The sequence below is a fragment of the Leisingera coralii genome (assembly GCF_049056525.1).
Taxonomy (GTDB): Bacteria; Pseudomonadota; Alphaproteobacteria; order Rhodobacterales; family Rhodobacteraceae; genus Leisingera; species Leisingera coralii.
Map to the genome: position 1 here is coordinate 21171 of NZ_JBHUPT010000044.1, position 23150 is coordinate 44320.

The 23150-nt window shown below is 68.0% G+C and carries 15 protein-coding genes; 9 read left to right on the top strand and 6 right to left on the bottom strand.

What is annotated here, in order from left to right:
- Window positions 1-100: 100 nt before the first annotated feature.
- Together gcvH and ACFMBG_RS15135 are read right to left on the bottom strand one after the other, a co-directional pair.
- Window positions 101-460 (bottom strand): glycine cleavage system protein GcvH, encoded by a 360-nt coding sequence (gene gcvH / locus ACFMBG_RS15130; RefSeq protein WP_421055530.1) that lies wholly within the window; start codon window positions 458-460, stop codon window positions 101-103.
- A gap of 176 nt (window positions 461-636) precedes the next feature.
- On the bottom strand, window positions 637-2085 hold the full coding sequence (locus ACFMBG_RS15135; RefSeq protein WP_421055531.1) for a glutamine synthetase family protein: 1449 nt from the start codon (window positions 2083-2085) through the stop codon (window positions 637-639).
- Window positions 2086-2310: 225 nt separating this feature from the next.
- Here ACFMBG_RS15135 and ACFMBG_RS15140 point away from each other — a divergent pair, with 225 nt between their 5' ends.
- The 3 genes from ACFMBG_RS15140 (at window position 2311) to ACFMBG_RS15150 (ending at window position 4565) form a co-directional block, all read left to right on the top strand.
- A complete protein-coding gene (locus ACFMBG_RS15140) occupies window positions 2311-3078 on the top strand; it encodes an IclR family transcriptional regulator domain-containing protein (RefSeq protein ID WP_421055532.1) in 768 nt (255 codons plus the stop codon).
- A gap of 68 nt (window positions 3079-3146) precedes the next feature.
- Window positions 3147-3461: a hypothetical protein gene (locus tag ACFMBG_RS15145; protein WP_421055533.1), complete on the top strand. Its 315-nt coding sequence runs from the start codon at window positions 3147-3149 to the stop codon at window positions 3459-3461.
- A gap of 120 nt (window positions 3462-3581) precedes the next feature.
- Window positions 3582-4565, top strand: coding sequence for a type I glyceraldehyde-3-phosphate dehydrogenase (locus tag ACFMBG_RS15150; RefSeq protein WP_421055534.1), 984 nt, complete (start codon window positions 3582-3584; stop codon window positions 4563-4565).
- 52 nt (window positions 4566-4617) lie between these two features.
- Here ACFMBG_RS15150 and ACFMBG_RS15155 read toward each other — a convergent pair whose 3' ends face one another.
- From ACFMBG_RS15155 to ACFMBG_RS15165, 3 genes are all read right to left on the bottom strand, one after another.
- Window positions 4618-5226 carry a hypothetical protein gene (locus ACFMBG_RS15155; RefSeq protein ID WP_421055535.1) on the bottom strand — a complete coding sequence of 203 codons (609 nt, stop codon included), beginning with the start codon at window positions 5224-5226 and terminating at the stop codon, window positions 4618-4620.
- A gap of 64 nt (window positions 5227-5290) precedes the next feature.
- The gene (locus ACFMBG_RS15160; RefSeq protein ID WP_421055536.1) at window positions 5291-5557 is read right to left on the bottom strand and encodes a hypothetical protein; all 267 of its coding nucleotides are present in this window, start codon (window positions 5555-5557) and stop codon (window positions 5291-5293) included.
- 195 nt (window positions 5558-5752) lie between these two features.
- Window positions 5753-5974, bottom strand: coding sequence for a hypothetical protein (locus ACFMBG_RS15165; protein WP_421055537.1), 222 nt, complete (start codon window positions 5972-5974; stop codon window positions 5753-5755).
- Between the two features lie 141 nt (window positions 5975-6115).
- Between ACFMBG_RS15165 and ACFMBG_RS15170 the strand changes: the two genes are divergently transcribed.
- From ACFMBG_RS15170 to ACFMBG_RS15185, 4 genes are all read left to right on the top strand, one after another.
- A complete protein-coding gene (locus ACFMBG_RS15170) occupies window positions 6116-7918 on the top strand; it encodes an autotransporter assembly complex protein TamA (protein WP_421055538.1) in 1803 nt (600 codons plus the stop codon).
- Window positions 7915-11544, top strand: coding sequence for a translocation/assembly module TamB domain-containing protein (locus ACFMBG_RS15175; protein WP_421055539.1), 3630 nt, complete (start codon window positions 7915-7917; stop codon window positions 11542-11544). The genes ACFMBG_RS15170 and ACFMBG_RS15175 overlap by 4 nt, the downstream gene beginning before the upstream one ends.
- 333 nt (window positions 11545-11877) lie before the next feature.
- Window positions 11878-12927: a glycosyltransferase family 2 protein gene (locus ACFMBG_RS15180; protein WP_421055540.1), complete on the top strand. Its 1050-nt coding sequence runs from the start codon at window positions 11878-11880 to the stop codon at window positions 12925-12927.
- Window positions 12924-13874: a glycosyltransferase family 2 protein gene (locus ACFMBG_RS15185; protein WP_421055541.1), complete on the top strand. Its 951-nt coding sequence runs from the start codon at window positions 12924-12926 to the stop codon at window positions 13872-13874. Before ACFMBG_RS15180 ends, ACFMBG_RS15185 begins: the two co-directional genes overlap by 4 nt.
- A 163-nt stretch (window positions 13875-14037) precedes the next feature.
- Here ACFMBG_RS15185 and ACFMBG_RS15190 read toward each other — a convergent pair whose 3' ends face one another.
- Window positions 14038-14790 (bottom strand): WecB/TagA/CpsF family glycosyltransferase, encoded by a 753-nt coding sequence (locus ACFMBG_RS15190; RefSeq protein WP_421055542.1) that lies wholly within the window; start codon window positions 14788-14790, stop codon window positions 14038-14040.
- A 194-nt stretch (window positions 14791-14984) separates the two neighbouring features.
- Between ACFMBG_RS15190 and ACFMBG_RS15195 the strand changes: the two genes are divergently transcribed.
- Window positions 14985-16448 (top strand): hypothetical protein, encoded by a 1464-nt coding sequence (locus ACFMBG_RS15195; RefSeq protein WP_421055543.1) that lies wholly within the window; start codon window positions 14985-14987, stop codon window positions 16446-16448.
- A gap of 258 nt (window positions 16449-16706) precedes the next feature.
- Entirely contained in the window at window positions 16707-23150 is a 6444-nt protein-coding gene (locus ACFMBG_RS15200; protein ID WP_421055544.1) for a type I polyketide synthase, read from the top strand.

Consider the following 23150-nt stretch of genomic DNA (forward strand, 5'->3'; position numbering starts at 1 on the left):
CGATTTCACCACAGACCAACGGACCACTAAAGGCTCAATCCCGTCCTCGCAGCAAGGCAAGTAAAGATGCGTGGCGGCCCCGAGCGGGGCCGCAGCCCGATCAGCCAATGAAGTCCTTGTAGCCGGCTTCATCCATGTAATCGTCCATCGGCGACAGGTCGGAGGGCTTGATCTTGAAGAACCAGGCGCCGCCTTCCGGGTCCTCGTTCACCTTGCCGGGGTCATCGGCCAGCGCCTCGTTCACCTCGACGATCTCGCCATCGAGCGGGGCGAGGATGTCGGAGGCGGCCTTGACCGATTCAATCACCACGATCTCGTCATCCTTGGAGACCTCGGTGCCCGGCTCCGGCAGTTCGACATAGACCACTTCGCCCAGCTGTTCGGCGGCGTGGGCGGTGATGCCGACGGTGATCAGGTCGTCCTCGGGCAGCAGCCACTCGTGTTCCTCGGTGTATTTCATGGGGGTTTTGTCCTTCGAAGAGGCGTGGGTTTTGAATGGGTTGGGGCCGCCGGAAATGGCGCCGCATATGGCGGAAGGCCGGCCCCCGCATACGCGGGTATACGCTATCAACGGGCGGGGCTGGCGATCAAGACGGCAATCCCGGAATGGATAGATTTTTTACGCCCCGCGGGCGCTCAGAACAGGTTGAAGTATTCCGCCTGCTCCCATTCGCTGACGGTGTCGAGGTAGCGTTCCCACTCGAATTGCTTGAGCTGCAGGAGGTAGCTGACGGTCTCTTCGCCCAGCGCCTCGCGGCAGAGGGCTGAGCCTGCAAACCCTTCCAGCGCCTGGCCCAGCGAGCGCGGCAGGCGCTCGGCGTCCTCGCTGTAGGGCGACAGGGTGGGTTTCGGGGCCTCCAGCCCCTCCATGATCCCGGCGGCGCCGGCGATGATCTGGGCGGCCAGCGCGTAATAGGGGTTGGCGGAACTGTCGGGGGCGCGGTTCTCGATCCGGCTGGCCGGGTCATGGGGCTGCATCAGCGCGCGCAGCATGGCGCCGCGGTTGTCCTCGCCCCAGCCGATCCGGTTGGGGGCCAGCTGGAACGGCAGGTAGCGCTTGTAGCTGTTCACCGTGGGGGCGGTCAGCAGGGAGGTTTCCGAGGCGTATTTCAACAGGCCGGCCATCCAGGCGCTGGCGGGCGGGGTCAGCATCCCGGCGGTTTCCGGCATGAACAGGTTGCGGCCCGTCGCCAGGTCCTGCAGCGACTGGTGCACGTGCCAGCCGTTGGCCATGGCGTTATCGAGCCGCGGCTTGGCCATGAAGCTGGCGTGCAGGCCGTTCCTGGCGCAGACCTCCTTGACCATGGTGCGGAACATCACCATCGCGTCGGCCTGGGCCATGGCGCCATCGGGGGCAAAGGTGAATTCCACCTGGCTGGGGCCCATTTCGATCTCGACCGAGCGCACCGGCAGGCCCAGTTTCTGGGCGTTGCGGCGGAGCAAGTCCAGCACGCCCTCCACCTCGCCATAGCGGGTTTCGGTGAGGTACTGATAGCCCTGCGTCAGGTTGCGGGTCTGGACCGGTGCGCCGGGGCGGCCTGCCTGCTCGTGGGCAGCGGATTTGTCCGCCAGTTCGAAGATGTGGAATTCCACCTCCAGCCCGAAGGTAGCCGCCATCCCCTGCCCCGCCAGCTGGTCCACCGCCCGCTGCAGCACGCCGCTGGAGGCAAAGGGGATCCGCTGGCCGTCCGGGTAGACCGGCTCGCAGAAGATCCAGGCGGAATGGCCGGACCAGGGCAGCGCACGCCAGGTGTCCGGGCGCGGCACCAGAAGCACGTCGCCTGCCCCCTGCATCGGTCCGGCCAGGCCGGTGCCGGCCTCCCAGACCGGAAAGGCGGTGCGGTGGGAGGTGTCCTTGAGCAGCAGGGTTGCGGGCACATTCAGGCCGCGCTCGAAAACGCCGGCGAACGCCTCTGCCATCACCGTCTTGCCGCGCAGGAGGCCGTGCTGGTCCGGGAACAGCACCCGCACCGTCTCGATCCCGTCGAACTGCGCGCGGGAGGTGATCTCTGCCGCCTTGCGGCAGTCCTCAGCGCTGAGCAGCCCCAGGCGGGCCAGTTTGCCGGATGTGAAATCTTGTGCCATGGGCGGCCTCTTGGCGAGTGAGCTGATTGAAATTGCACCGGATTTGCCCCCAGCGTCCAGCCCGCCGCCGGGTTTCGCCGTAACCCGTTGCGTAATCCGGATATTACGGAGATTTTGCGGCTTGACAGAGTTCATCAGGCGAACATTGTGTGCAGTATTCGCACGAAGGCCGCCGGAACCGGCGGCAGTATTTCAAGAACAGGTTGGGCGGTGCAGATGACAGCGATGGAACAGGACAGGAATATATCGTCGAGCTTTGCCAAGGGGCTGGCGGTTCTGGCGGTGTTTGATGCAGCCACGCCCAGCATGACGCTGGCAGAGATTGCGCGGCGCACCGGCCAGGACCGGGCCACCGCCCGGCGCGGGGCGCTGACGCTGGTGCAGGCGGGGTATCTGCGCCAGGACGGGCGGATGCTGTCGCTGACCCCGCGGGTGCTGGCGCTGGCGGGCGGTTTCCTGCAGGCCAATCAGTTCGGCCGCCGGGTGCAGCCGGTGCTGAACCGCCACGCACGCCAGATGGAGATCGAGGTGACGCTGGCGATGCTCGACCAGGGCCGGGTGCTGCTGCTGGCGCAATCGACGGTGGATCATGGCCATATCACCTATGGGTTCACGGCCGGCTCGCATATCCCGCTGGCCCATACCAGCCTGGGGCGGATGCTGCTGGCCGGGCTGCCGGAGGATGAGGCGGCGGCGGTGCTGGCGGAGACCGAGATCCCGCACCACACCAGCCAGTCGCTGACCGACCCTGCCGCCATCTTGGAGCGTGTCGCCCAGGCGCGTGAACAGGGCTATTGCCTGACCGACAGCGAGTTCGAGGCCGGGATCACCGGCTATGCGGTGCCGGTGTCGCGGCCCGGCCAGACGCCGATCGTGGCGGGCTGCTCGGCACCGCGCGGGCGGCAGCCGCAGGCCGATGCCGAGCGGCTGCTGCGCGGGCTGCAGCTGTGCGCGGCGGAGCTGCGCCAGGCAGAGGCGGTGGACCACCTGTAAGGCGCGTCTTGCTTTGTGCCGGGGCTGCGCTAGGCTGAGCGCAGGCATTTTCCGCAGGAGCATTTCGAATGATGAAACAGACTGCACTGGCGGCGGCCCTGTGCGCCGCACTTGCGTCGGCCGCCTCCGCAAAAGGCGTGGAAGGCACCAAGGTCAGCGTGCTGGGCCGCGACTGGCTGGTGGCCCCGGTCGAGGGCACAGCGGGCCGCTACAGCGCCACCCGGATGAACCTGGAGCAGCTGCCCTTCCGCCCGCCCGCGGTGCTGACCGCCCGCCAGGCGGTGCGGGCGATGCGGGCGGCCACCGGCTGCAGCGTCAACCTCGACACGATGGTGCGCAGCATCACCGGCACCTACTATGCCCAGGTGATCTGCCGCAAATAAGGACGCCGCTGACGGTTCTGCGGTTTTGCCGTCTTTTTCTGAAACATCCTCTTGGGAAATGTGATCATTTTCCCGGGCATACGGATTGAGCGGCCCCAGCGCGCCTGCCATAGATTGCGCATGAAACTTGCTATCAACGGATTCGGCCGCATCGGCCGCGCCATCCTGCGCCAGATTCTGACCACGCCGCGCGGCGACGGCATCGAGGTGGTGCGGATCAACGATATCGCGCCCTTGGACATGTGCGCCTATCTGTTCCAGTACGACAGCACCTTCGGCCCCTTTGCCCATCCGGTGGAGCATGGCGGCGGGGCGCTGCAGGTGATGGGGCGCAGCATTCCGGTGAGCCATGAGCCCGACCTGACAAAGGTGGATCTGAGCGGCGTCGACCTGGTGCTGGAATGCACCGGCATCGCCCGCACCTCCGACGTGGCAGAGCGCGGGCTGAAGGCGGGGGCCGCCAAGGTGCTGATCTCCGGCCCCTCCCCGGCGGCTGAGCTGACCATGGTGCTGGGCGCCAATGAGGACGCATTGGGGGAGACTAGGATCGTCTCCAACGCCTCCTGCACCACCAATGCGCTGACGCCGCTGGTCAAGCTGCTGGACCAGATTGCCGGCATCGACACCGCGCATATGACCACGATCCACTGCTACACCAACTCGCAGCCGATGGTGGACGCGCCGCGGGGCGATTTTGCCCGCTCGCGCGGCGGCGCGCAGTCGATGGTGCCGACGACGACCTCAGCCATGCATCTGATCGACGAGGTGCTGCCGCATCTGAAGGGCCGGGTCAGCGGCGCCGCGGTGCGGGTGCCGACGGCCAGCGTTTCGGCGGTGGATCTGGTGGCGCAGCTGAAGACCCCGATGAGCGAGGCGGATTTCACCGCCGCCCTGCGCGAAGGGGTGGCAGCCTCCAAGGTGATTGGCTGGTCCGATATGCCGCTGGTCTCCTCCGACCTGCGGGCGCGGACGGAATCGCTGGTGATTGCCGGGCCGGAAACCCGCATGGCCGGGACGGCCCAGGTGCGGGTGTTTGGCTGGTATGACAATGAATGGGGCTTTTCCGCCCGGATGCTGGATGTGGCCCGGCTGATGGCAGGCTGAGAAGCGCCTCAGCCGGGTGTGCCTGCTGCAAGCCCGCCCGCGGCGGGCCTGGCTATTCCTGCGGGTTGCGCCCCTTTGCCGCCAGCCGGAGCCAGCGGAAGATCAGCATCAGCGCAAACATGCAGGCCGCGAGGCCGATCAGGTCACCGGCGGCATAAACGGCCATCACCGGCAGCTGATCGCCGTCGAAGATCAGGCCGGAAAACACCACCGTCTGCCCCAGCGAGTTGATGACCGACGCCAGCGCGCCGATGGCCAGCAGCCCGGTCCAGGCAATCCGCCTTGACTGGCCGGCATAGAGGTTCCAGCCGAACAGCCAGGCGATCTCAAAGGCTGCAAAGGCGGAGAAGGCCCCGACGGCGATCGATTGCAGCAGCACCGGCTCCATCAGCTGCCGCACGCTGGCCTCGGTGAACAGTATTTCCGACAGAAGCGCGCCTGCCGCGAGGGGCAGCACGGCCTTCCAGCCGAACAGCCAGGCGCTTAGCACCCGCACGCCGTGCGGCAGGTAGGCCAGGCTGGCAAAGACGGTGATATCCGGCAGGAACAGATTCTGCACCGGGGTGACCACCCAGGCGGTCAGACCGTGGCAGATGACGTAAACTGCGGCGATAACGGCGAATCCCTGGAACCGGGACAGCAACTGGTAATAGCGACTCATGCCGCCCGTTTAGACAGAGGTTGCGGAAGCTGCAATCCGATGTTGCGCCGCAGGCGGCGGGCCGTCACTGGGCGGCGGGATCGAAGCGGACCACGTAATGCTTGGCCCGGCTGCTGCCGGCCCGCTCCAGCAGCCCCATGCCCAGCAGCGACTTCAGCGTGCGGTGGTAGGTGGCCTGGGCAATCCCCTGCACCAGCCGGTGGCTGCGAATCTGGTCGGATTGCACCGGTGCCCCCGGCGCGCTGGTCAGCGCATGAGCCGCCAGAAGCACATCCCGCTCCACCGGGCTGAGCCGGTCAAGCCCGATATCCCGTTCCATCTGGTACAGCATGTCGCGCAGTTCAAATATTGATCTCAGCCTATCCAAAACTCTTACCCCTTAAACACTCAACTTTCTGTTTCAGCCTCTGTAGCGCGAAGTGATACCACATGAAATTATCAAACTGACAATTATATGGACAGCAATAATCCACGTGGTATCATTCCGCCAGGCTTGGCTGCGTGTGAGTGGTGGCTGCGCCTGACGTTACCTGATGTAGTTCTTGTTAATCAGTGCCAGCTCCGGCAGCTTTACCTGCCGGAGCTGAACTGAATAGTACAGTTTAAAAATCACTTTCCAATCATCTTTGCGGTCAAATTTCCGGCGCACGCGCCAAAGTGGCGAAATAGCGCCTTTGCGCACCGCCATTTCCGGAATTGTTCCCCTGGCCCGCCAGCCCGCGTCCCGCGCAGCGCCGGTGCGCGGCAATCCGCCGCCGCCCGGGGCAGGCGGAATGCCGCCGCTTTGCTGGTTCCATCCCGCAATTTCCCCGTGCTAGGCTCGGGCCTGACGCCTGCCGCCCTGCCGGGCCGAATGGCTGATTTTTTACGCCCGCCGCCGGGAGCAGACATGAATTTTCCATTCCGCCCGCGTTTGACCGCGCGCGCCCTTGCCTTCAGCCTCCTGACCCTGCTGCCGCCTGCCGCCCTTGCCGCGGACGCCACGCTGCAGGCCCCCGGCGCCGATGCCGCGCTTGCGGACCGGCTGCGCGGCGCCTCGGCCTCCGTTGCGGCCAGCGGCGAGACCAATGTGCAGGAGCTCCTGGCGGCGGCACTGTCGGATTACCGGACGCTGGTGCAGGTGCTTTACGATGCGGGCCATTTCGCGCCGGTAGTCTCCATCCGCCTGGACGGGCGCGAGGCGGCGCAGATCCAGCCGCTGGACCCGCCGCAAAGCGTCAGCAAGGTGACGATCACCGTCCAGCCCGGCCCGCGGTTTGCCTTTGGCCGGGCGGAGCTGTCGCCGCTGCCCCGGCAGAGCGACGTTGAGTTCCCCGAAGAATACGCCCCCGGCCAGCCCGCCAGCACCGGCGCGATCCGCGATGCGGCGGTTGCCGGCGTCCGGGCCTGGCGGCGCAGCGGCCATGCCAAGGCCACGGTGGCAGAGCAACGGATCACCGCCGATCACCTGCAGGCCCGCCTGGATGCCCAGCTGCGGCTGGCGCCGGGCCCGCGCCTGCAGTTCGGGCGGATGGCCGTGACCGGCGACACAAGGGTGCGCGAGGAGGCCATCCGCCGGATCGCGGGCTTCCCGGCGGGGGAGGAGTTCCACCCCGACCTGATTGCCAAATCCGCCACCCGCCTGCGCCGCACCGGCACGTTTTCCTCCGTGGTGCTGCGCGAGGCGGAGCAACCGAACCCGGACGGCACCCTGGACTACACCGCGGTGGTCGAGGATCTGCCGCCGCGGCGCCTGACCTTCGGGGCCGAGATCAGCTCTTCGGACGGGCTGGAGCTGTCGGGCAGCTGGATGCACCGCAACCTGTTCGGGGCTGCTGAAAAGCTGCGGATCGAGGCGCGGCTGAGCGGCATCGGCAGCAGCAATGATATCGACGGGCGCGTTGCAGTGCGGCTGGACCGGCCGGCAGCGCTGGGGCCGGATGACCTGATCTTCTACCTGGCCGAGGCTGAACAGCTGGATGAAGAGCACTACAAGGCCACCCGGGTGTATGGCGCTGCCGGGGCGAGGCGGACTTTCTCCGACACTTTCTTTGCCGAAGCCGCGCTGGGGGCGTCTTCGATCCTGGCGGAGGACGTGTTCGGCCAGCGCCGGTTCAAATACATCGCAGGCCGGCTGCGCGCCGAATATGACGGGCGCGACAGCCGGGTGAACCCTGCCAGCGGCTATTATCTGGAAGGCATGGCGACGCCCTTTATCGGCGTCGGCGGCAGCAAGTCCGGGCTGCAGATCAAGGCGGACGGGCGCGCCTATTACGGGCTGGGCGCGGACAACCGGATCGTGCTGGCCGGGCGGCTGCAGATGGGTTCGGTCGCCGGCCCGTCGCTCAGCGAAATCTCCCCCACCCTGCTGTTCTTCTCCGGCGGTGCGGGGACGGTGCGCGGGCATGAGTTCCAGTCGCTGGGCGTGCCGGTTGGCGGCGGCACTGCCGGCGGGCGCAGCTTTGCGGCGCTGTCGGGCGAGGTGCGGGGCAAGGTCACCGGTACGATCTCCCTGGTCGGCTTCTACGACATCGGTTTTGTCGATGCGGACAGCTTTGTGTCCGGGTCATCCGCCCGCCATGCAGGCGCCGGCATCGGGCTGCGCTATGATGTGGCGGGGATCGGGCCGATCCGGCTCGACCTCGCCTATCCGGTCGACGGCGGGACCGAGGACGGGCTGCAATTCTATATCGGGATAGGACAGGCGTTTTGAGACAGCTTCTTGCCTATAGCCTTGCCCTGGGCCTCGCGGCCTCGCCGCTGGCGGCGCAGGACACTACTGAGGAGGACGCCGGCGGGCTGCTGGTCGATTTCCTGGAGGACACGCTGTCCGGCGACAGCCGCTATATCAGCGTCAGCGGGCTGGAGGGGGCGTTCTCCTCCCAAGCGAAGATCAAGAAGATCACGGTGGCCGACGAGGACGGCATCTGGCTGACCATCGAGGGGGCGGCGCTGGACTGGAACCGGCTGGAGCTGCTGCGCGGGCGGTTCTCGGTCAATGAGCTGTCGGCGGAGCGCATCGCGGTGGAGCGCGCGCCCGAGCCGCTGCCGCCGGATCCGGAACTGCCGGAGGCGGAGGCCACGCCCTTTGCCCTGCCGGAGCTGCCGGTGGCGATCGAGCTGGGCCAGATCAAGGCGGCGCGGATCGAGCTGGGCGAGGCGCTGGCCGGAACCGCCGCCAGCCTGCGGGTCGAGGGCTCGCTGAAGCTGGCGGACGGCACGCTGGACACCAAGCTGGAGGCGGTGCGGCTGGACAAGCCCGGCGACCAGCTGCGGCTGGAGGCGGGTTATGCCAATGAAACCCAGCAGATCACTCTGGACCTGGCGCTGGATGAGGCCCCGGGCGGGCTGATCTCGCGCAGTCTGGACCTGCCTGGCAACCCGGACCTGCAGCTGACCGCCAAGGGCAGCGGCCCGGTCACGGATTTCACCGCCGGTATCAGCTTCAGCTCCAACGGGGCGGAGCGGCTGGCGGGCCAGGTGGTGCTGGCGGCCCGGCCCCTGCCTGCGGATGCGGCGCCGGAAACGCCGCGCGATATCCGGTTTTCCGCCGATCTGGGCGGCAATATCGACGTGCTGCTGCCGCCGGTGCACCGGCCCTTCTTTGGCCCCGGCCTGCGGCTGAACGTCAAAGGCACGCGCGAAGGCAGCGGCGCGGTTGCACTGGAGACGCTGGTCCTGCGCACCCGGGCGCTGCAAGTGAGCGGCGCCGCGGCGCTGGCGGCGGGCGGCAGGCTGGACACCGCCAACCTGAAGGCCGCCATCACCCCGCCCCCGGGCCAGGCCGCGGTGGCCCTGCCGGCGGGCGGCGGCCAGACCACGCTGGCGGCGGCGGATCTGCAGCTGCGCAAGCGGACGGACGGCAACTGGAGCCTGGACGGGGTTCTGAACCAGCTGAGCCACCCGGGCGCGCTGGTCGATCAGGCTGAGGTCACCGGCCGCGGCACGCTGGATCAAAGCAGCGGCTTTGCGCTGGAGGGGCGGCTGTCGGCCGCGCTCAGCGGGTTCCAGCCGCGCGACCCCGCGCTGGCCAAGGCCACCGGCAGCGACATCCGCTTTGACGGCACGCTCAGCACCGAAGGCCCCGGGGCGCTGCGGATCACGGATATGGAACTGCGCGGCACCGATTACCAGGCGTCGGGCGATGTTGCGCTGGACGGGCTGGAAGAAGGGCTGAAGATCACCGCGGACCTGACCGCGGAGGCGTCGGAGCTGGCGCGGTTCTCGGACCTCGCCGGGCTCCCGCTGGGCGGTTCGGTGCGGACGGAGGTGCAGGGCTCGTTCACGCCGCTGTCCGGCGCCTTTGACACGGACCTGGAGCTCATCGCCGAAGACCTCTCAGCCGGGATTGCCAAGGCGGATGAACTGCTGGCGGGCACCACCACGCTGGCGCTGAAGGCGTCGCGGGACGAGGCTGGCATTGCTATCGACAGGTTCGAGCTGAAGGGCAGCGCGCTGGAGGCTTCTGCTGCGGGCACGCTCAACAATGACAGCGGCCAGATGGAGATCACCGCCCGGCTGACCAAGGTGGAGGTTCTGCTGCCGCAGGCCCCCGGCACGCTGGAGCTGGCCACCAGCGTCACCCGCACCGGCAGGCGGTTTGATGGCGTGGCCGAGCTGACCGGGCCGCATTCCTCCAGCGCCCGGCTGGACGGATCAGTGACGCTGGAGGGCGACGCCGATTTCGACTTTGCCGCTGCCTTCAACGAGCTGGAGCGGTTTGTGCCGGAACTGGCGGGCCGGCTGACGGCCGAAGGCACTGCGGAGCGGCGTAACGGCGAATGGCAGATCGCGGCCAGAGCGGATGGCCCTGCGGACCTGACTGTCGAGGCCGAGGGCCGGTTTGCCGAAAGCAACGGCAGCAGCGATCTGCGCTTTGACGGCGCCATCGGCCAGCTGCAGCAGCTGGTGCCGGACCTGGCCGGACGGCTGGCCGCCAAGGGCACCGCCGCCCGCCGCGACGGCACCTGGACAGTGGACAGCACCGCCAGCGGCCCCGCGGGCATCGACAGCCGCATTGCGGGCAGCTGGAACGAGGCCGAGGGCACCGCGGACGTCACCGCCAAGGGCACCCTGCGGCTGGAGGGGATGAATCCGTTCATCTCTCCCAACCTGCTGCAGGGGCCTGCGAATTTCGATCTGGCCCTGCGGGGGGAACCGGCGCTGGATTCCCTGAGCGGCACAGTCACGGTCCCCGGCGCCTCGCTGGCGATCCCAGCGGCGGCGCAGCGGCTGGATGATATCAACGCCACTGTCTCCTTTGCCCGTTCCAGCGCCCAGGTGCAGGTCTCGGCCCGCGGCCGCGACGGCGGCACCTTGCAGATCAGCGGCCCTGTGTCGATGCGCCTGCCCTTCAGCAGCAACCTGCAGATTGCCATCGGCGGCCTGGTGGTGACCGACAACCTGTCCTATGAAACCCTGCTGAACGGCAGCCTGACGCTGTCCGGGGCGATGGCGGGCGACAAGCGGATCGACGGGCGGATTGATGTGGGCGAGACCAATATCAACCTCAACACCGCCGGCGGTTCGGTCTCGTCGGCGCCGATCCCGCCGATCCGCCATGTGAACGCGCCGCGCGATGTGCGCCAGACCCTGGCGCGGGCCGGGCTGACCGGCAACAACGGCGGCGGCGGGGGCGGCTCGGCCAGAACCGAACTGGACATCCTGATCAGCGCCCCCTCGCGGGTCTTTGCCCGCGGCCGCGGCCTGCGCGCGGAGCTGGGCGGCGACATCCGCCTGCGCGGCACCACTGCGCGGCTGTCGCCCTCGGGCCAGATCAGTCTGATCCGCGGCACCTTCGACATCCTGGGCCGGCGGCTGGAACTGGACGAGGGGCGGATCACCCTGCTGGGCGATCTGAAACCCTACCTGGAGTTCAAATCCACCGCGGCCACCGGCGAGGGCACCGCCACGCTGGAAATCTCCGGCCGCGTCGATGCGCCGGAGATCAAGGTGACCTCAGACCCGCCGCGCCCGTCCGAGGAGGCGCTGGCGCTGTTGCTGTTCGGCGACAACATCGAGGACATCTCGCCGCTGGCGCTGGCGCGCCTGGCCGGCTCGGCGCTGACGCTCAGCGGGCGCGGCGGCGGCGCCCAGAGCAGGGTGCGCGAGGCCACCGGCGCGGATGCCGTCGACATTGGCGCCGACAACCTGGGGGCAGGCCAGCTGGGGCTGGGCGGTTACGTGGCGGAGAACGTCTATACCGATTTCAACGTCAACACCCGCGGCGACAGCGAGCTGAGCATCAACCTGGATGTGACAAACAGCCTGACGGTGCAGGGCACGGTGGACAGCGAGGGCGAGACCGGCTTCGGGCTGTTCTTCAAGCGCGATTACTGACGGCGGTGCAGCGGCGGCAGGCCGGGTTGCGCGCAATAGGCCTGCAGCACATCCTGCAGGCTGGCAATACTGCCGCTGGAAAGCTCTGCAGCGCGGTGACCCCGATGCCGGGCGCCGCCAGGGCCGGCCGGACCCTGCTGCTGCCGGCAGCCCCGTCCAGAACGGTCAGGTCCGCCGCCATCTGCCGCGGTCCAGTCCGATCATCTCCCCGGCCATCAGACTGCAGCAATCCCGCCGCAATTGCGATTGAGCCGGCAGGCAGCGCTTGCAGCGGCAAGCGGAACCCTGCAGGCTGGCAGCAGTTTTCCCGGCAGGCGCAAGACGGAGCCCCGCGTGCACAGATCAATCGGCCACAGGCTGGCGGCCCGCGCCGGGCGGATGGCGCAAGACGCCCTGCACCGCGCACGGCTGCACAGGTCGCTGCGCCATCTGCACGGCCCCGCCCATCGCTTTGCCGCGCCGCAGGAGGTGGTGCTGATCGCGCTGGTGCGGGACGGGGCGTATTACCTCGACGTGTTTTTCGAGTATTACCGGCGGCTGGGTGTGAGCTGCTTTGTGTTCATCGACAACGGCTCTGCCGACGGCACGGTGGACCGCATCCGGCAGGAGCCGGGGACTGCGGTGCTGCGCTCCGCCCTGCCCTGGCTGGAGTTTGAAAACAGCCTCCGCGCCTATGCCGCCAGCCGTTACGGGCGGGACCGCTGGTGCCTGTTTGCCGACATGGACGAGCTCTTCGATGTCGAGGGCAGCAGCACCGCCGGGCTGCCCGGGCTGACCCGCTATCTGGCGCAACAAGGCTATACCGCGCTGCAGGCGCAGATGCTGGAGATGTTCCCCAAGGGCCCGCTGGCAGCGGCCCGCGGGCTGTCCTATGCCGAAGCGGTCAAGGCCTTCCGCTATTGCGATATCAGCACGGTTCAGGCGCTGGACTATGGCCACGACGACACCGGGCTTGCCTACTACCTGCGCCAGAACCGCCTGCCGCCGGGCGGGGCGCAGATGCTGTACGGCGGGGTGCGCGGCAAGGTTTTTGGCGAGCGCTGCTGCCTCAGCAAGCACCCGCTGGTGTTCAACGGTGCCGGCGTGCAGGCGGCGGTGCATCCGCATGTCTCCGCCAGAGTGGCGGTAGCGGATATCGAAGGGCTGATCCGCCACTACAAGTTCGCGGGCGACAGCCTGGCGCGGGATCTGCAGACCCGGGCCGAGGCGCTTTCGGAGCATGGCGAGGACAGGCTGCGCAGCGATGCGATGCAGGCGCAGCCGGAGCTGAGCCTGTGGTCCGAAGCGGCGATCGAAAACGCAAGCATCGCCGATCTGCAGCGCTTGGGCTTCCTGCGCCACGCGCCGGGTTACAGCGGTTTTCTGGCAGGGCGCGGCGCATGAGCGCCCCGGCCATCGGCGCCGTGGTGATCGGCCGCAATGAGGGCGCGCGGCTGATCCGCTGCCTGCGCTCGCTGCAGGGCCAGGTGCAGCAGCTGATCTATGTGGACAGCGGCTCCACCGACGGCTCGGCCGAGGCGGCACGGGGCCTGGGCGCTGAGGTCGTCAATCTGGACCTGAGCCGGCCCTTCACCGCCGCCCGCGCCCGCAACGCCGGGCTGGCCGCCCTGAGGGATGGCATTGAGCTGGTGCAATTCGTGGACGGCGATTGCGAGGTGGACCCCGGCTGGATCGCCGGGGCGGCGGCGTTTCTGCAGGCGCATTCCCGGGCCGCCGTGGTTTGCGGACGGCGGCGGGAGCGCTTTCCGGAGGCGTCGGTCTATAACCGGCTGTGCGATGCGGAGTGGGACACGCCCATTGGCGAGGCCAAAGCGTGCGGCGGCGATGCGCTGATGCGGGTGGCGGCGGTCTATACCGCGGGCGGCTACCGCGAGAGCCTGATTGCCGGCGAGGAGCCGGAGCTGTGCCTGCGGCTGCGGCGGGCGGGCTGGCAGATCTGGCGGCTGAACGCTGAAATGACGCTGCACGACGCGCAGATGACCCGCTTTGGCCAATGGTGGAACCGCAGCCGCCGGGCGGGCCACGCCTTTGCCGAGGGCGCGGCGCTGCATGGCGCAGGGCCGGAGCGCCACTGGGCGGCCGAGACCCGCCGCGCGTTCCTCTGGGGCGCGGTGCTGCCCGCAGCCATCGCGGCCGCCGGGCTGATCAGCCCCTACCTGCTGCTGGCGGCGCTGATCTACCCGGCCCAGGTTCTGCGCCTGTCCCGCCGCATGGGGTATGAGCAGGCACTGTTTTCGGTCTTGGGCAAATTTGCCGAAGCCTCCGGCGCGCTGGAGTATCACTGGCGCCGCTGGCGCGGCACGGCGCGCGGCATTCTGGAGTACAAGTAGAATACTCAGGGGCTTTGCCCCTCTTGGCCTGCCGGCCAATTCACCCCAGGATATTTTCAGCCAGAAGAATAAGGGATCCCGTCTTCTTCTGGCTGCAAATATCCCGGAGCGCGAGGCAGAGCCTCGCAAAAAACCGCTTTTCCGGCTGCTGATCCTGTTTGGCTCACCGCGCGCGGATGCGCCAGGCTCTCAGGACCTGGCCGGGCAGGACCGCCAGGCATTTGGCATAGCGCGGCAGCAGCCGGGACGGGCTGGAGAGCGCCCGCCACAGCCACTCCATCGTAATCGCCCGCACCCAGGCTGGCGCCCGTTTCTGGTGGCCGCCGAGGAAATCAAGCCCGGCCCCGACAGAGGCAAACCCGGTGCGCGGCGCCAGGCGGCGGCCGCGCTGCGCCAGGCGCTCCTGCTTGGGGGCGCCCAGCGCCAGGAAACACAGGCAGGGGCCGGTTTCGTCCAGCCGGTGCAGGATCCGGTCCGCCTCTTCGCCGTCTGGGTCGAACCGGCCCGAAGGCGCGTGGCACCAGGCGATTTCCAGTCCCGGCACTTCGGCAGTCAGTGCCGCCGCGGCGTCCGCCAGCGCCTCACCGGTGCTGCCCGCCAGCGCCACCGGCACCCCGGCCTCTGCCGCCAGGCGGCACAGCGGCAGCACCATGTCCGAGCCCGGCATCAGCTCCACCGGGCGCCCGGCAAGCCGCGACAGCCAGACAATCGGGCGCCCGTCCGCCACCACCAGGTCCTGCGCCTGGTAGGCGGCCAGAAAATCCGGCGAGTCCGACAGCTTGACCAGATGGTCGAGGTTCACGGTGGCCAGCGCAAAGCCCTGACGCGCCTTGAACCGGGCGCGGATCTCCGCCTCCAGCAGCGCCCGGCTGGGCATGTTCACCGCCACCCGGCGGCCATTGAACTCGAAATACAAAACACACCCCCCGGTTTCTGCCCGGCCCCCTGATACATCCGCCGCCCGCCTCAGGCCAGCACAGGGCAGCAGGGCCGTGGGCCAGCGTGGCATCGCTGCACACCGTTTACCGGTTCTTGCAAATCCGCGGGACAGCGCCTGCGGCAATCGTTAAACTTTGACACAACAACCGGGGAACGAGGGGAAACTGGCCTGTGCCCAATGCCTTGGCCTATCTGATGCTGCTGGCCTGGCCGCTGGCCAGCCTGGTGCTGTTCCGGCGCCTGCCGCTGGAGCGGGCGGTGCTGTGGTGCATCATCGCGGGCTATCTGCTGCTGCCGCCGCTGGCCGAGTTCGACCTGCCGCTGGTGCCGGATATGGACAAGTTCGCCATCCCCTCGGTGATGGCCTTCCTGCTGTGCGCCCTGCTGCTGCGCAAGCCGGTGCCGCTCTTGCCGCGGCATCCGGCGGTGCGGCTGCTGGCGCTGCTGTTCGTCTTCGGCGTCATCCCCACGGTGCTGACCAACGGCGAGCCGATCCTGTTCCGCAAGATCGCCAATTCCGACCCGATCATTTTCCTGACCGATCAGCTGCCGGGCCTGCGGTGGCGCGATCTTGGCTCGGTCGTCATCAACCAGATGATCGTGCTGATGCCGTTCCTGCTGGCGCGCCGCTACCTGTCGACGCCCGAGGCGCAGCGCGAGCTGCTGCTGGCGCTGATGATCGGCGGGCTGGCCTATTCCCTCCCGTCGCTGATCGAGATCCGGTTCAGCCCGCAGATCAATGTCTGGATCTACGGCTTTTTCCAGCATGACTTCAGCCAGATGATGCGCCAGGGCGGCTTCAGGCCCATCGTGTTCCTGCCGCATGCGCTGTGGCTGGCGTTCTTCATGCTGTCGGCGCTGCTGGCCGCCACCGCCCTGGCGCGCGCGGCCTCCGGCGGGCACCGGCTCCGCCTGGCTCTGGCGGCCGCCTATCTGTTTGCCGTGCTGGTGCTGTGCAAGAGCCTGGCCTCGCTGGCCTATGCGCTGGCCTTTGTCCCGGTCGTGGCGCTGGCGCCCTTGCGCTGGCAGCTGCGGGCGGCGCTGGTGCTGGCGGTGATCGCGGTGGTCTACCCGATGCTGCGCAACACCGGGCTGGTGCCGACCGAGGCGCTGGTGGCCCAGGCCGAAGTGATCAGCGCCGAGCGGGCGCAGTCGCTGAACTACAGGTTCGAGAACGAGGCGCAGCTGCTGGGGCGCGCCGCCGAGAAACCCTGGTTCGGCTGGGGCGGCTGGGGCCGCAACCTGGTGCGGCATGAGGAGACCGGCCAGATCCTGTCGATTCCCGACGGGCGCTGGATCATCGTATTCGGCACCTTCGGCTGGCTCGGCTACATCGCCGAGATGGGGCTGCTGGCCGCGCCCCTGCTGCTGCTGGCCAAGGCCGCGCGGCAAATGCCTGCGGGCAGCGTCTCACCCTATGCCGCGCCGGTTGCGCTGATCCTGGCCGCAACCATGGTCGACATGCTGCTGAACGCGACGCTGATCCCGATCACCTGGATGTGCGCCGGATCGGTGCTGGGTTATGCGGAGCGGCTGCTCTACCCGGGCTTGTTCCGCCCCAAACCCGCACTATTTGGCGGTGCGCAGGCGATGCTGCCTGACACCGCCGGGCCAGAGAGGCGCAGCATCCTGTGATGCCGCAATCTTTCCGCTTTTCCGGCTCAATTTGACATAATGCGTCCACAGGCTGGCCCTATGGATTGACGATTATAAACAGGATGACACCGCCGCGCGGCACAGATGGGGATCTGGCGCCGCGCGGCGGCACAACAGCCGGGGAGAACCCCGGCATCTCAAATCAACCCGTCCGGCGGGCCCGGCCATCTTCGCAAAGCGGGACTGGCTGCGGCGTGCCGGGCTGTTTGCGAAGGGCCGGTGGGTCAGGTAGTGACGATGCAGGATGGGAAACCCGCAGCCGGGGGCGCTGACGGAGCGCGTGCGGCAGGAGATATCGCAATTGTCGGGCTGTCGGTGACAGTGCCCGGTGCGGGCACTGCCGAGGCGTTCTGGCGGAACCTGCGCGACGGCATTGAATCGATTGAGGTGCTGGACCGGGACACCCTGCTGGCAAACGGCGAGCGGGCATCCGTGCTGGCCGACCCCAACTATGTGCCCGCATCGGCCCGGCTGCAGGGGTTTGACGAATTCGATGCGGAGTTCTTCGGCTTCAGCCCCAAGGAAGCTGCCATCCTCGACCCCCAGCACCGCAAGTTCCTGGAAGTGGCCTGGGGCGCGATGGAAAACGCAGGCCATCCGCCGGAAAGCATCGGCGGCCCCATCGGCGTTTATGCAGGCTGCGGCATGGGCAGCTATTTCTATTTCAACATCTGCTCGAACCCTGCCCTGGTCGATGACGTGGGCATGTTCCTGCTGCGCCACACCGGCAACGACAAGGACTTCCTGTCGACCCGGGTGAGCCACGTGTTCGACCTGCACGGGCCGTCGGTCAACGTGCAGACCGCCTGCTCCACCTCGCTGGTGGCGGTGCATTACGCCTGCAAGGCCCTGCGTGAGGGCGAGTGCGATATGGCGCTGGCGGGCGGTGTCACCATCGAGCTGCCGCAGGGGCGCGGCTATCTCTACAAGGAAAACGAGATCCTCAGCCCGGACGGCCACTGCCACGCCTTCGACCATAGGGCGCAAGGCACTGTTTTTGGTTCCGGCGCCGGTGCGGTGGCGCTGCGGCGGCTGGAGGATGCGATTGCCGACGGCGACCACATCTGGGCGGTGATTAGGGGCTCGGCCATCAACAACGACGGCGCGGACAAGGCCGGTTACCTGGCGCCCTCGGTAGGCGGCCAGTCGGCGGCGGTGCAAGCCGCGCTGGAGGCCGCAGGAACCCCGGCGGAGACCATCGACTATGTCGAATGCCACGGCACCGGCACCTATCTGGGCGACCCGATCGAAGTGTCGGCGCTGACCGACGCCTACCGGGCCACCACACAGGACACCGGCTATTGCCGCATCGGCTCGGTCAAGACCAACATCGGCCATCTGGACACCGCGGCAGGGGTTGCCAGCCTCACCAAGACCGCGCTGGCGCTGCACCACAAGGAAATCCCGCCCTCGCTGGGCTTTGAGGCGCCGAACCCGGCCATCGATTTCGAAACCTCGCCGTTCAAGGTGAATGCCGCCCTCACGCCATGGCAGCCGCACAAGGGGCCGCGGCGGGCCGGCGTCAACTCGCTCGGCGTCGGCGGCACCAACGCCCACGTGATCCTGGAGGAAGCGCCAGAGCGTGCGCCCTCGGAGGAAAGCGACTTCCCGTTCCAGATCCTCTGTGTCTCCGGCCAGTCCAAGGCGGCGCTGGATGCCAACACCCAGGCGCTGGCGGAGTATTTGCGGGCCAATCCCCAGGCTGATCTGGCCGACGTGGCCTTCACCCTCAAAGAAGGCCGCCGCGGTTTTGCCAAACGGCGGGTGCTGGTGGCAGAAACACCCGCCGAAGCCGCCCAACTGATAGAAGAAAACGATCCCCGCAAGGTCTTCACCCACGACCGCTTGGGTGATGCGCCGGAGGTGGTCTTCATGTTCCCCGGCGGCGGCGCACAATATGCCGGGATGGCGCGGGATCTATACGAGACCGAGCCGGTCTTTGCCGAGTGGATGGACCGTGGGCTGGAGCATCTGCAAAAGAGCCTCGACTACGACATCCGCGCCATCTGGCTGCCGGAAGACGGCGCGGAGGACGCGGCCAATGCCAAGCTCCAGCAGCCCTCGGTGCAGCTGCCGCTGATCATGATCGTGGAATACGCGCTGGCGCAGCTGTGGATCAGCTGGGGCGTGAAACCCGCCGCGCTGGTGGGCCATTCGATGGGTGAAAACACCGCCGCTTGCCTGGCTGGTGTTATGTCCTTTGAGGACTGCATCGACCTGGTCCTGCTGCGCGGGCGGCTGTTTGACACCGTCCCTGCGGGCGGGATGCTGTCCATCGCCCTGCCGCTCAAGGAGGTCGAGGCCATCATCGGCGATGATCTGGACATTGCCAGCGTCAACGCCCCTGCCCTCACCGCCGTCTCCGGCCCGCAGGACGCGCTGGACCGTCTGGCCGCGGAACTGACTGGCCGCGAGGTTGAGCACCAGCGCATCCAGATCGACATTGCCGCCCACTCCCGGATGCTGGACGGCATCCTGCAGGAATACGGCGATTTCATCCGTACGTTGGAGCTGATAGCACCCAAGCTGCCGATGATCTCCAACCGCACCGGCGCGCCGCTGACGGCGGAGCAGGCCACCAGCGCCGAGTATTGGGTCGGCCAGCTGCGCAACACCGTGCGCTATGCCGATTGCATCGAGACCCTCGCCAAAACCCCGAACCGCGTGTTCCTGGAGGTCGGCCCCGGCAAGGCCCTCAGCGCGCTGGCGCAGATGTCGCCGGCGGTGAAACAGGGCCAGGTGCTCAGCTCGCTGCGCCACCCGGACCAAGAGGTGATGGACGATAGCTATTTCTTTGGTGTCATCGGCCGGCTTTGGGCCTGCGGGGTAGAGGCCGACTGGCAGCAGATCTGGGGCGAGGCGCGGCGCAACCGCCTGCCCTTGCCCGGCTACGCCTTCCAGCGCAGCCGCTATTTCATCGAACCGGGCAAACCGGCGGTGGAGGAAGACCCCGCGCCAGCCCGCCACGCGGACCTCAAGGACTGGGGCTACCGCCCCGCCTGGCGCCCGCGGCTGGCCGACTGCGCCCTCGATGTGGCGCAGGAGCTGGGCCATGAGCCGCACAGCTGGCTGATCTTCGAGGACGAATGCGGCCATGCCGCCCGTGCCGCCGAACGTCTGGAGGCTGCGGGGCACAGCGTCGCGCGCGTGCGCGCTGGCGACACCTATGCGCAGCTTTCGCCGAACTCCTATATCCTGCCGCCGGAACAGGGCCGCGCCGCCTATGGCGCGCTGCTGGCGGACCTGACCGAAGCCGGGCTGCTGCCGGACCGGATCGCGCATTTCTGGCTGGTGACGGAGGGCGAACGCTTCCGCCCCGGATCCTCCTTCTTTGACCGCAATCTGGAGATGGGCTTCCACGCCCTGACCGCCCTGGCGCAGGAGCTGGGCAACGCCGATCTGCCCGGACCGGTGCATCTGACCGTCTTCACCACCGGTGCCGCGCAGGTGCGGGATGAGGCCTTGCCCTACCCGGAAAAGGCGATGATCGCAGGCCCCTTGGGCGTGATCCCGCGCGAGTTGCCGGGGCTGACCTGCACCGCCGTGGATATCGAACTGCCGCAGGCGCCGCAGGGCCTGTTTGCCCGCAGACCGGCGGAGACGGACCTCACCCACCGTGTGCTGGAAGAGCTGATGGCAGAACCCGCCAATACCTCCGCCGCCTGGCGCGGGGAGAAGCGGTTCGAACTCAGCTGGCGCCCGCAGCCGCTGCCCGAACCAGAGACCCCGCCGTTCAAACAGGGCGGTCATTACCTGATCACCGGCGGCTATGGCGGCATCGGCCTGGCCATTGCCGGCCATCTGATGCGGGACTACGGGGCCAGGATCTCGCTGATCTCCCGCGAGGGCCTGCCGCCGCGCGCAGCCTGGGACCGGTATCTCAGCAGCCACAGCCCGGCCAACCGAACGGCCCGGCGCATCCGCGCGGTCATGGCGCTGGAGGAAACCGGCAGCGGCAGCGTGCTGCCGCTCGCCGCCGACGTCTGCCACGCCGGCGAGCTGCGCACCGCACGGGAGCAAGCCGAGGCCGCCAACGGCCCGCTCACCGGTGTGATCCACGGCGCCGGCGTCATCAATGACGGCCCGCTGCTGGCCAAGGACGAGGACCAGATCGCCCGCGTCCTGGCCCCCAAAGTCAGCGGGCTGCGCGCGCTTGACGCGGTGTTCCCGGACGGCAGCCTGGAGCTGCTGGTGCTGTTCTCCTCCTCCTCTGCCGTGACCCGGCCTGCGGGCCAGGTGGATTACATCGCCGCCAACGAGTACCTCAACGCCTGGGCCAAGCACCGCGCAGGCGGGCAGACCCGTGTCGTGGCGGTGGATTGGGGCGTCTGGGCGGATACCGGCATGGCCGCCGATGCCATGAGTGCCCGCAACAGCACCGCAGGCGCCAGCACGCCGGAGCCCTGCCCGCAGCCGCTGCTGCAGCAGCAAGGGTTCGACGCCGCGGGCAACCGCATCTTCACCCCCCGGTTCAGCACGGACGACTGGCTGCTGGATGAGCACCGCACTGCGGATGGCACTGCCCTGGTGCCCGGCACCGGCTATATCGAAATGGCGGCCGAGGCGCTGGCGGCGGCAGGTGCCCAAGGGCCATTCGAAATCCGCGATCTCTATTTCTTGCGCCCGCTGGTTGTTCAGGACGGCCACCCCCAAAACGTTCTGGTTAGACTCGAAGCTAAAGAAAATGGTTATGAACTGTTTGTTTACTCGGCGTATACAAATGGTTACTCTCTGAATTGTCAGGCAATGCTGGCCTTCGCGGCGGAGGCAGAATGTCCCGCCGCCCTCAACCTTCAGAAGATTTTCACCCGATGCCCGGAGGAGCAGGCGCCTGTCTGCGGGCGCCTGCAATCCCCGCAGGAGGCGCATCTGCGCTTTGGCCCGCGCTGGCATGTTCTGGAGCGCGCCGCCCTGGGGGATGGCGAAGGGATTGCCTCACTCTCCCTGCCAGAGGCTGCGGCGCAGGACGGCACCCTGCTGCATCCCGGCCTGATGGACCTGGCCACCGGCTGGGCGATGGGGCTGATCCCCGGGTATCAGGCAGATGCCCTTTGGGTGCCGGTGTCCTACAGCGCGATCCGTGTCTTTGCGCCGCTGACCCCGAACATCTGCAGCCACGTGCGGCTGGCCGGAGCGCCGGACAGCGCCTCCGCCGTATTCGATGTGACGTTGACAGATGCCGACGGCAAAGTGCTGGCCGACATCGAAGGCTTCCGGATGCAGCGTCTAGCCTCCGGCTTTGACGCCTCTGTGAAGGCAGCAGAGCCCGACGCCAGTGCGGCTGAGCTGGGGCTGGAACCCGCCCGCAGTGCCCAGCCGCTGTCACCCGAAGAACGCCGTCTGCAGCTGAACATTTCCAACGGTATCAAGGCGGAAGAAGGTGGCGAGGCCCTGGCCCGCGCCATTGCCGCCGGCCTGCCGCAAGTGGTGGTTTCCTCGCTGGACCTGCCCGCGCTGATCGCCCAGGCGGCACAAACCGCCGCGCCTGCCGCGGGTGAGGCGCAGACCTTCGACCGCCCGCAGCTCGACACCGATTACATCGCCCCGCGCAACCCGGTGGAGGAGGAACTGGCCAGGCTGTTTGCCGCGCTCCTCGGCGTGTCGCAGGTGGGGATCGAGGACAGTTTCTTTGACCTTGGCGGCCACTCGCTGATTGCGGTGCGGCTGTTTGCGCAGGTGAAACGCCGCTTTGACGTGGAATTCCCGCTGTCGGTGCTGTTCGAGGCCCCCAGCGTCGCGGCACTGGCCGAGCGGATCATCGAGCGCACCGGCGGCGGGGTTGCGGCGGAACCGGGAGACACCCCGCAAACCGCGGAAGAACAGCCGCAATATACCCATCTGGTGCAGCTGCATCCCGGCGACGGCACCGGGCGGCGGCCCTTCTTCCTGGTCGCGGGCATGTTCGGCAATGTGCTGAACCTGCGTCACCTGGCACTGCAGGTCGGCAAGGACCGCCCGGTCTATGGCCTGCAGGCCAAGGGGCTGGTGGGCGAGGACACCCCGCACAGCCGGATCGAGGATGCCGCCCGCAGCTGCCTCTCCGAAATCCGCCAGATCCAGCCCGAGGGCCCCTATCTGCTCGGCGGCTTCTCCGGCGGCGGAATCACCGCCTATGAGATGGCGCAGCAGCTGAAGGAGCAGAGCCAGGAGACCGCCGCGCTGATCCTGCTGGACACGCCGCTGCCGGTGCGCCCGGCCCTCAAGCGTCAGGACAAGGCATTGATCAAGCTGGCGGAACTGCGCCGCAAGGGCCCGGGGTATCTGGCCGAATGGGCCAAAAACCGCATCGCCTGGGAGATTGAAAAGCGGCGCGCCAGCCCGGCAGAAACCGGCGCCCGGCCGGAGTTCAACAACCGCAAGATCGAACTGGCCTTCCGCGCGGCGGTCGAGGCCTATGCCCTCAGGCCCTGGCATGGCCCGCTCACCCTGTTCCGGCCGCCGCTGGACCGTAAGTGGCAGGTTTCAGGCGGCAATTGGGTCAGCGGCGAGCGTGAGTATGTGTTTGACGACAATGACTGGACCAAATGGGCCCCCGCCACCGAAGTGGCCGAAGTGCCGGGCGATCACGACAGCATGGTGCTGGTGCCCAACGTCAGCGTGCTGGCCGCGGGCGTGAAGGCCCGGCTGGACGCCGCCGATGCCGCCGCCGGACGATCCCGCTATGCCCAGGCCGCGGAGTGA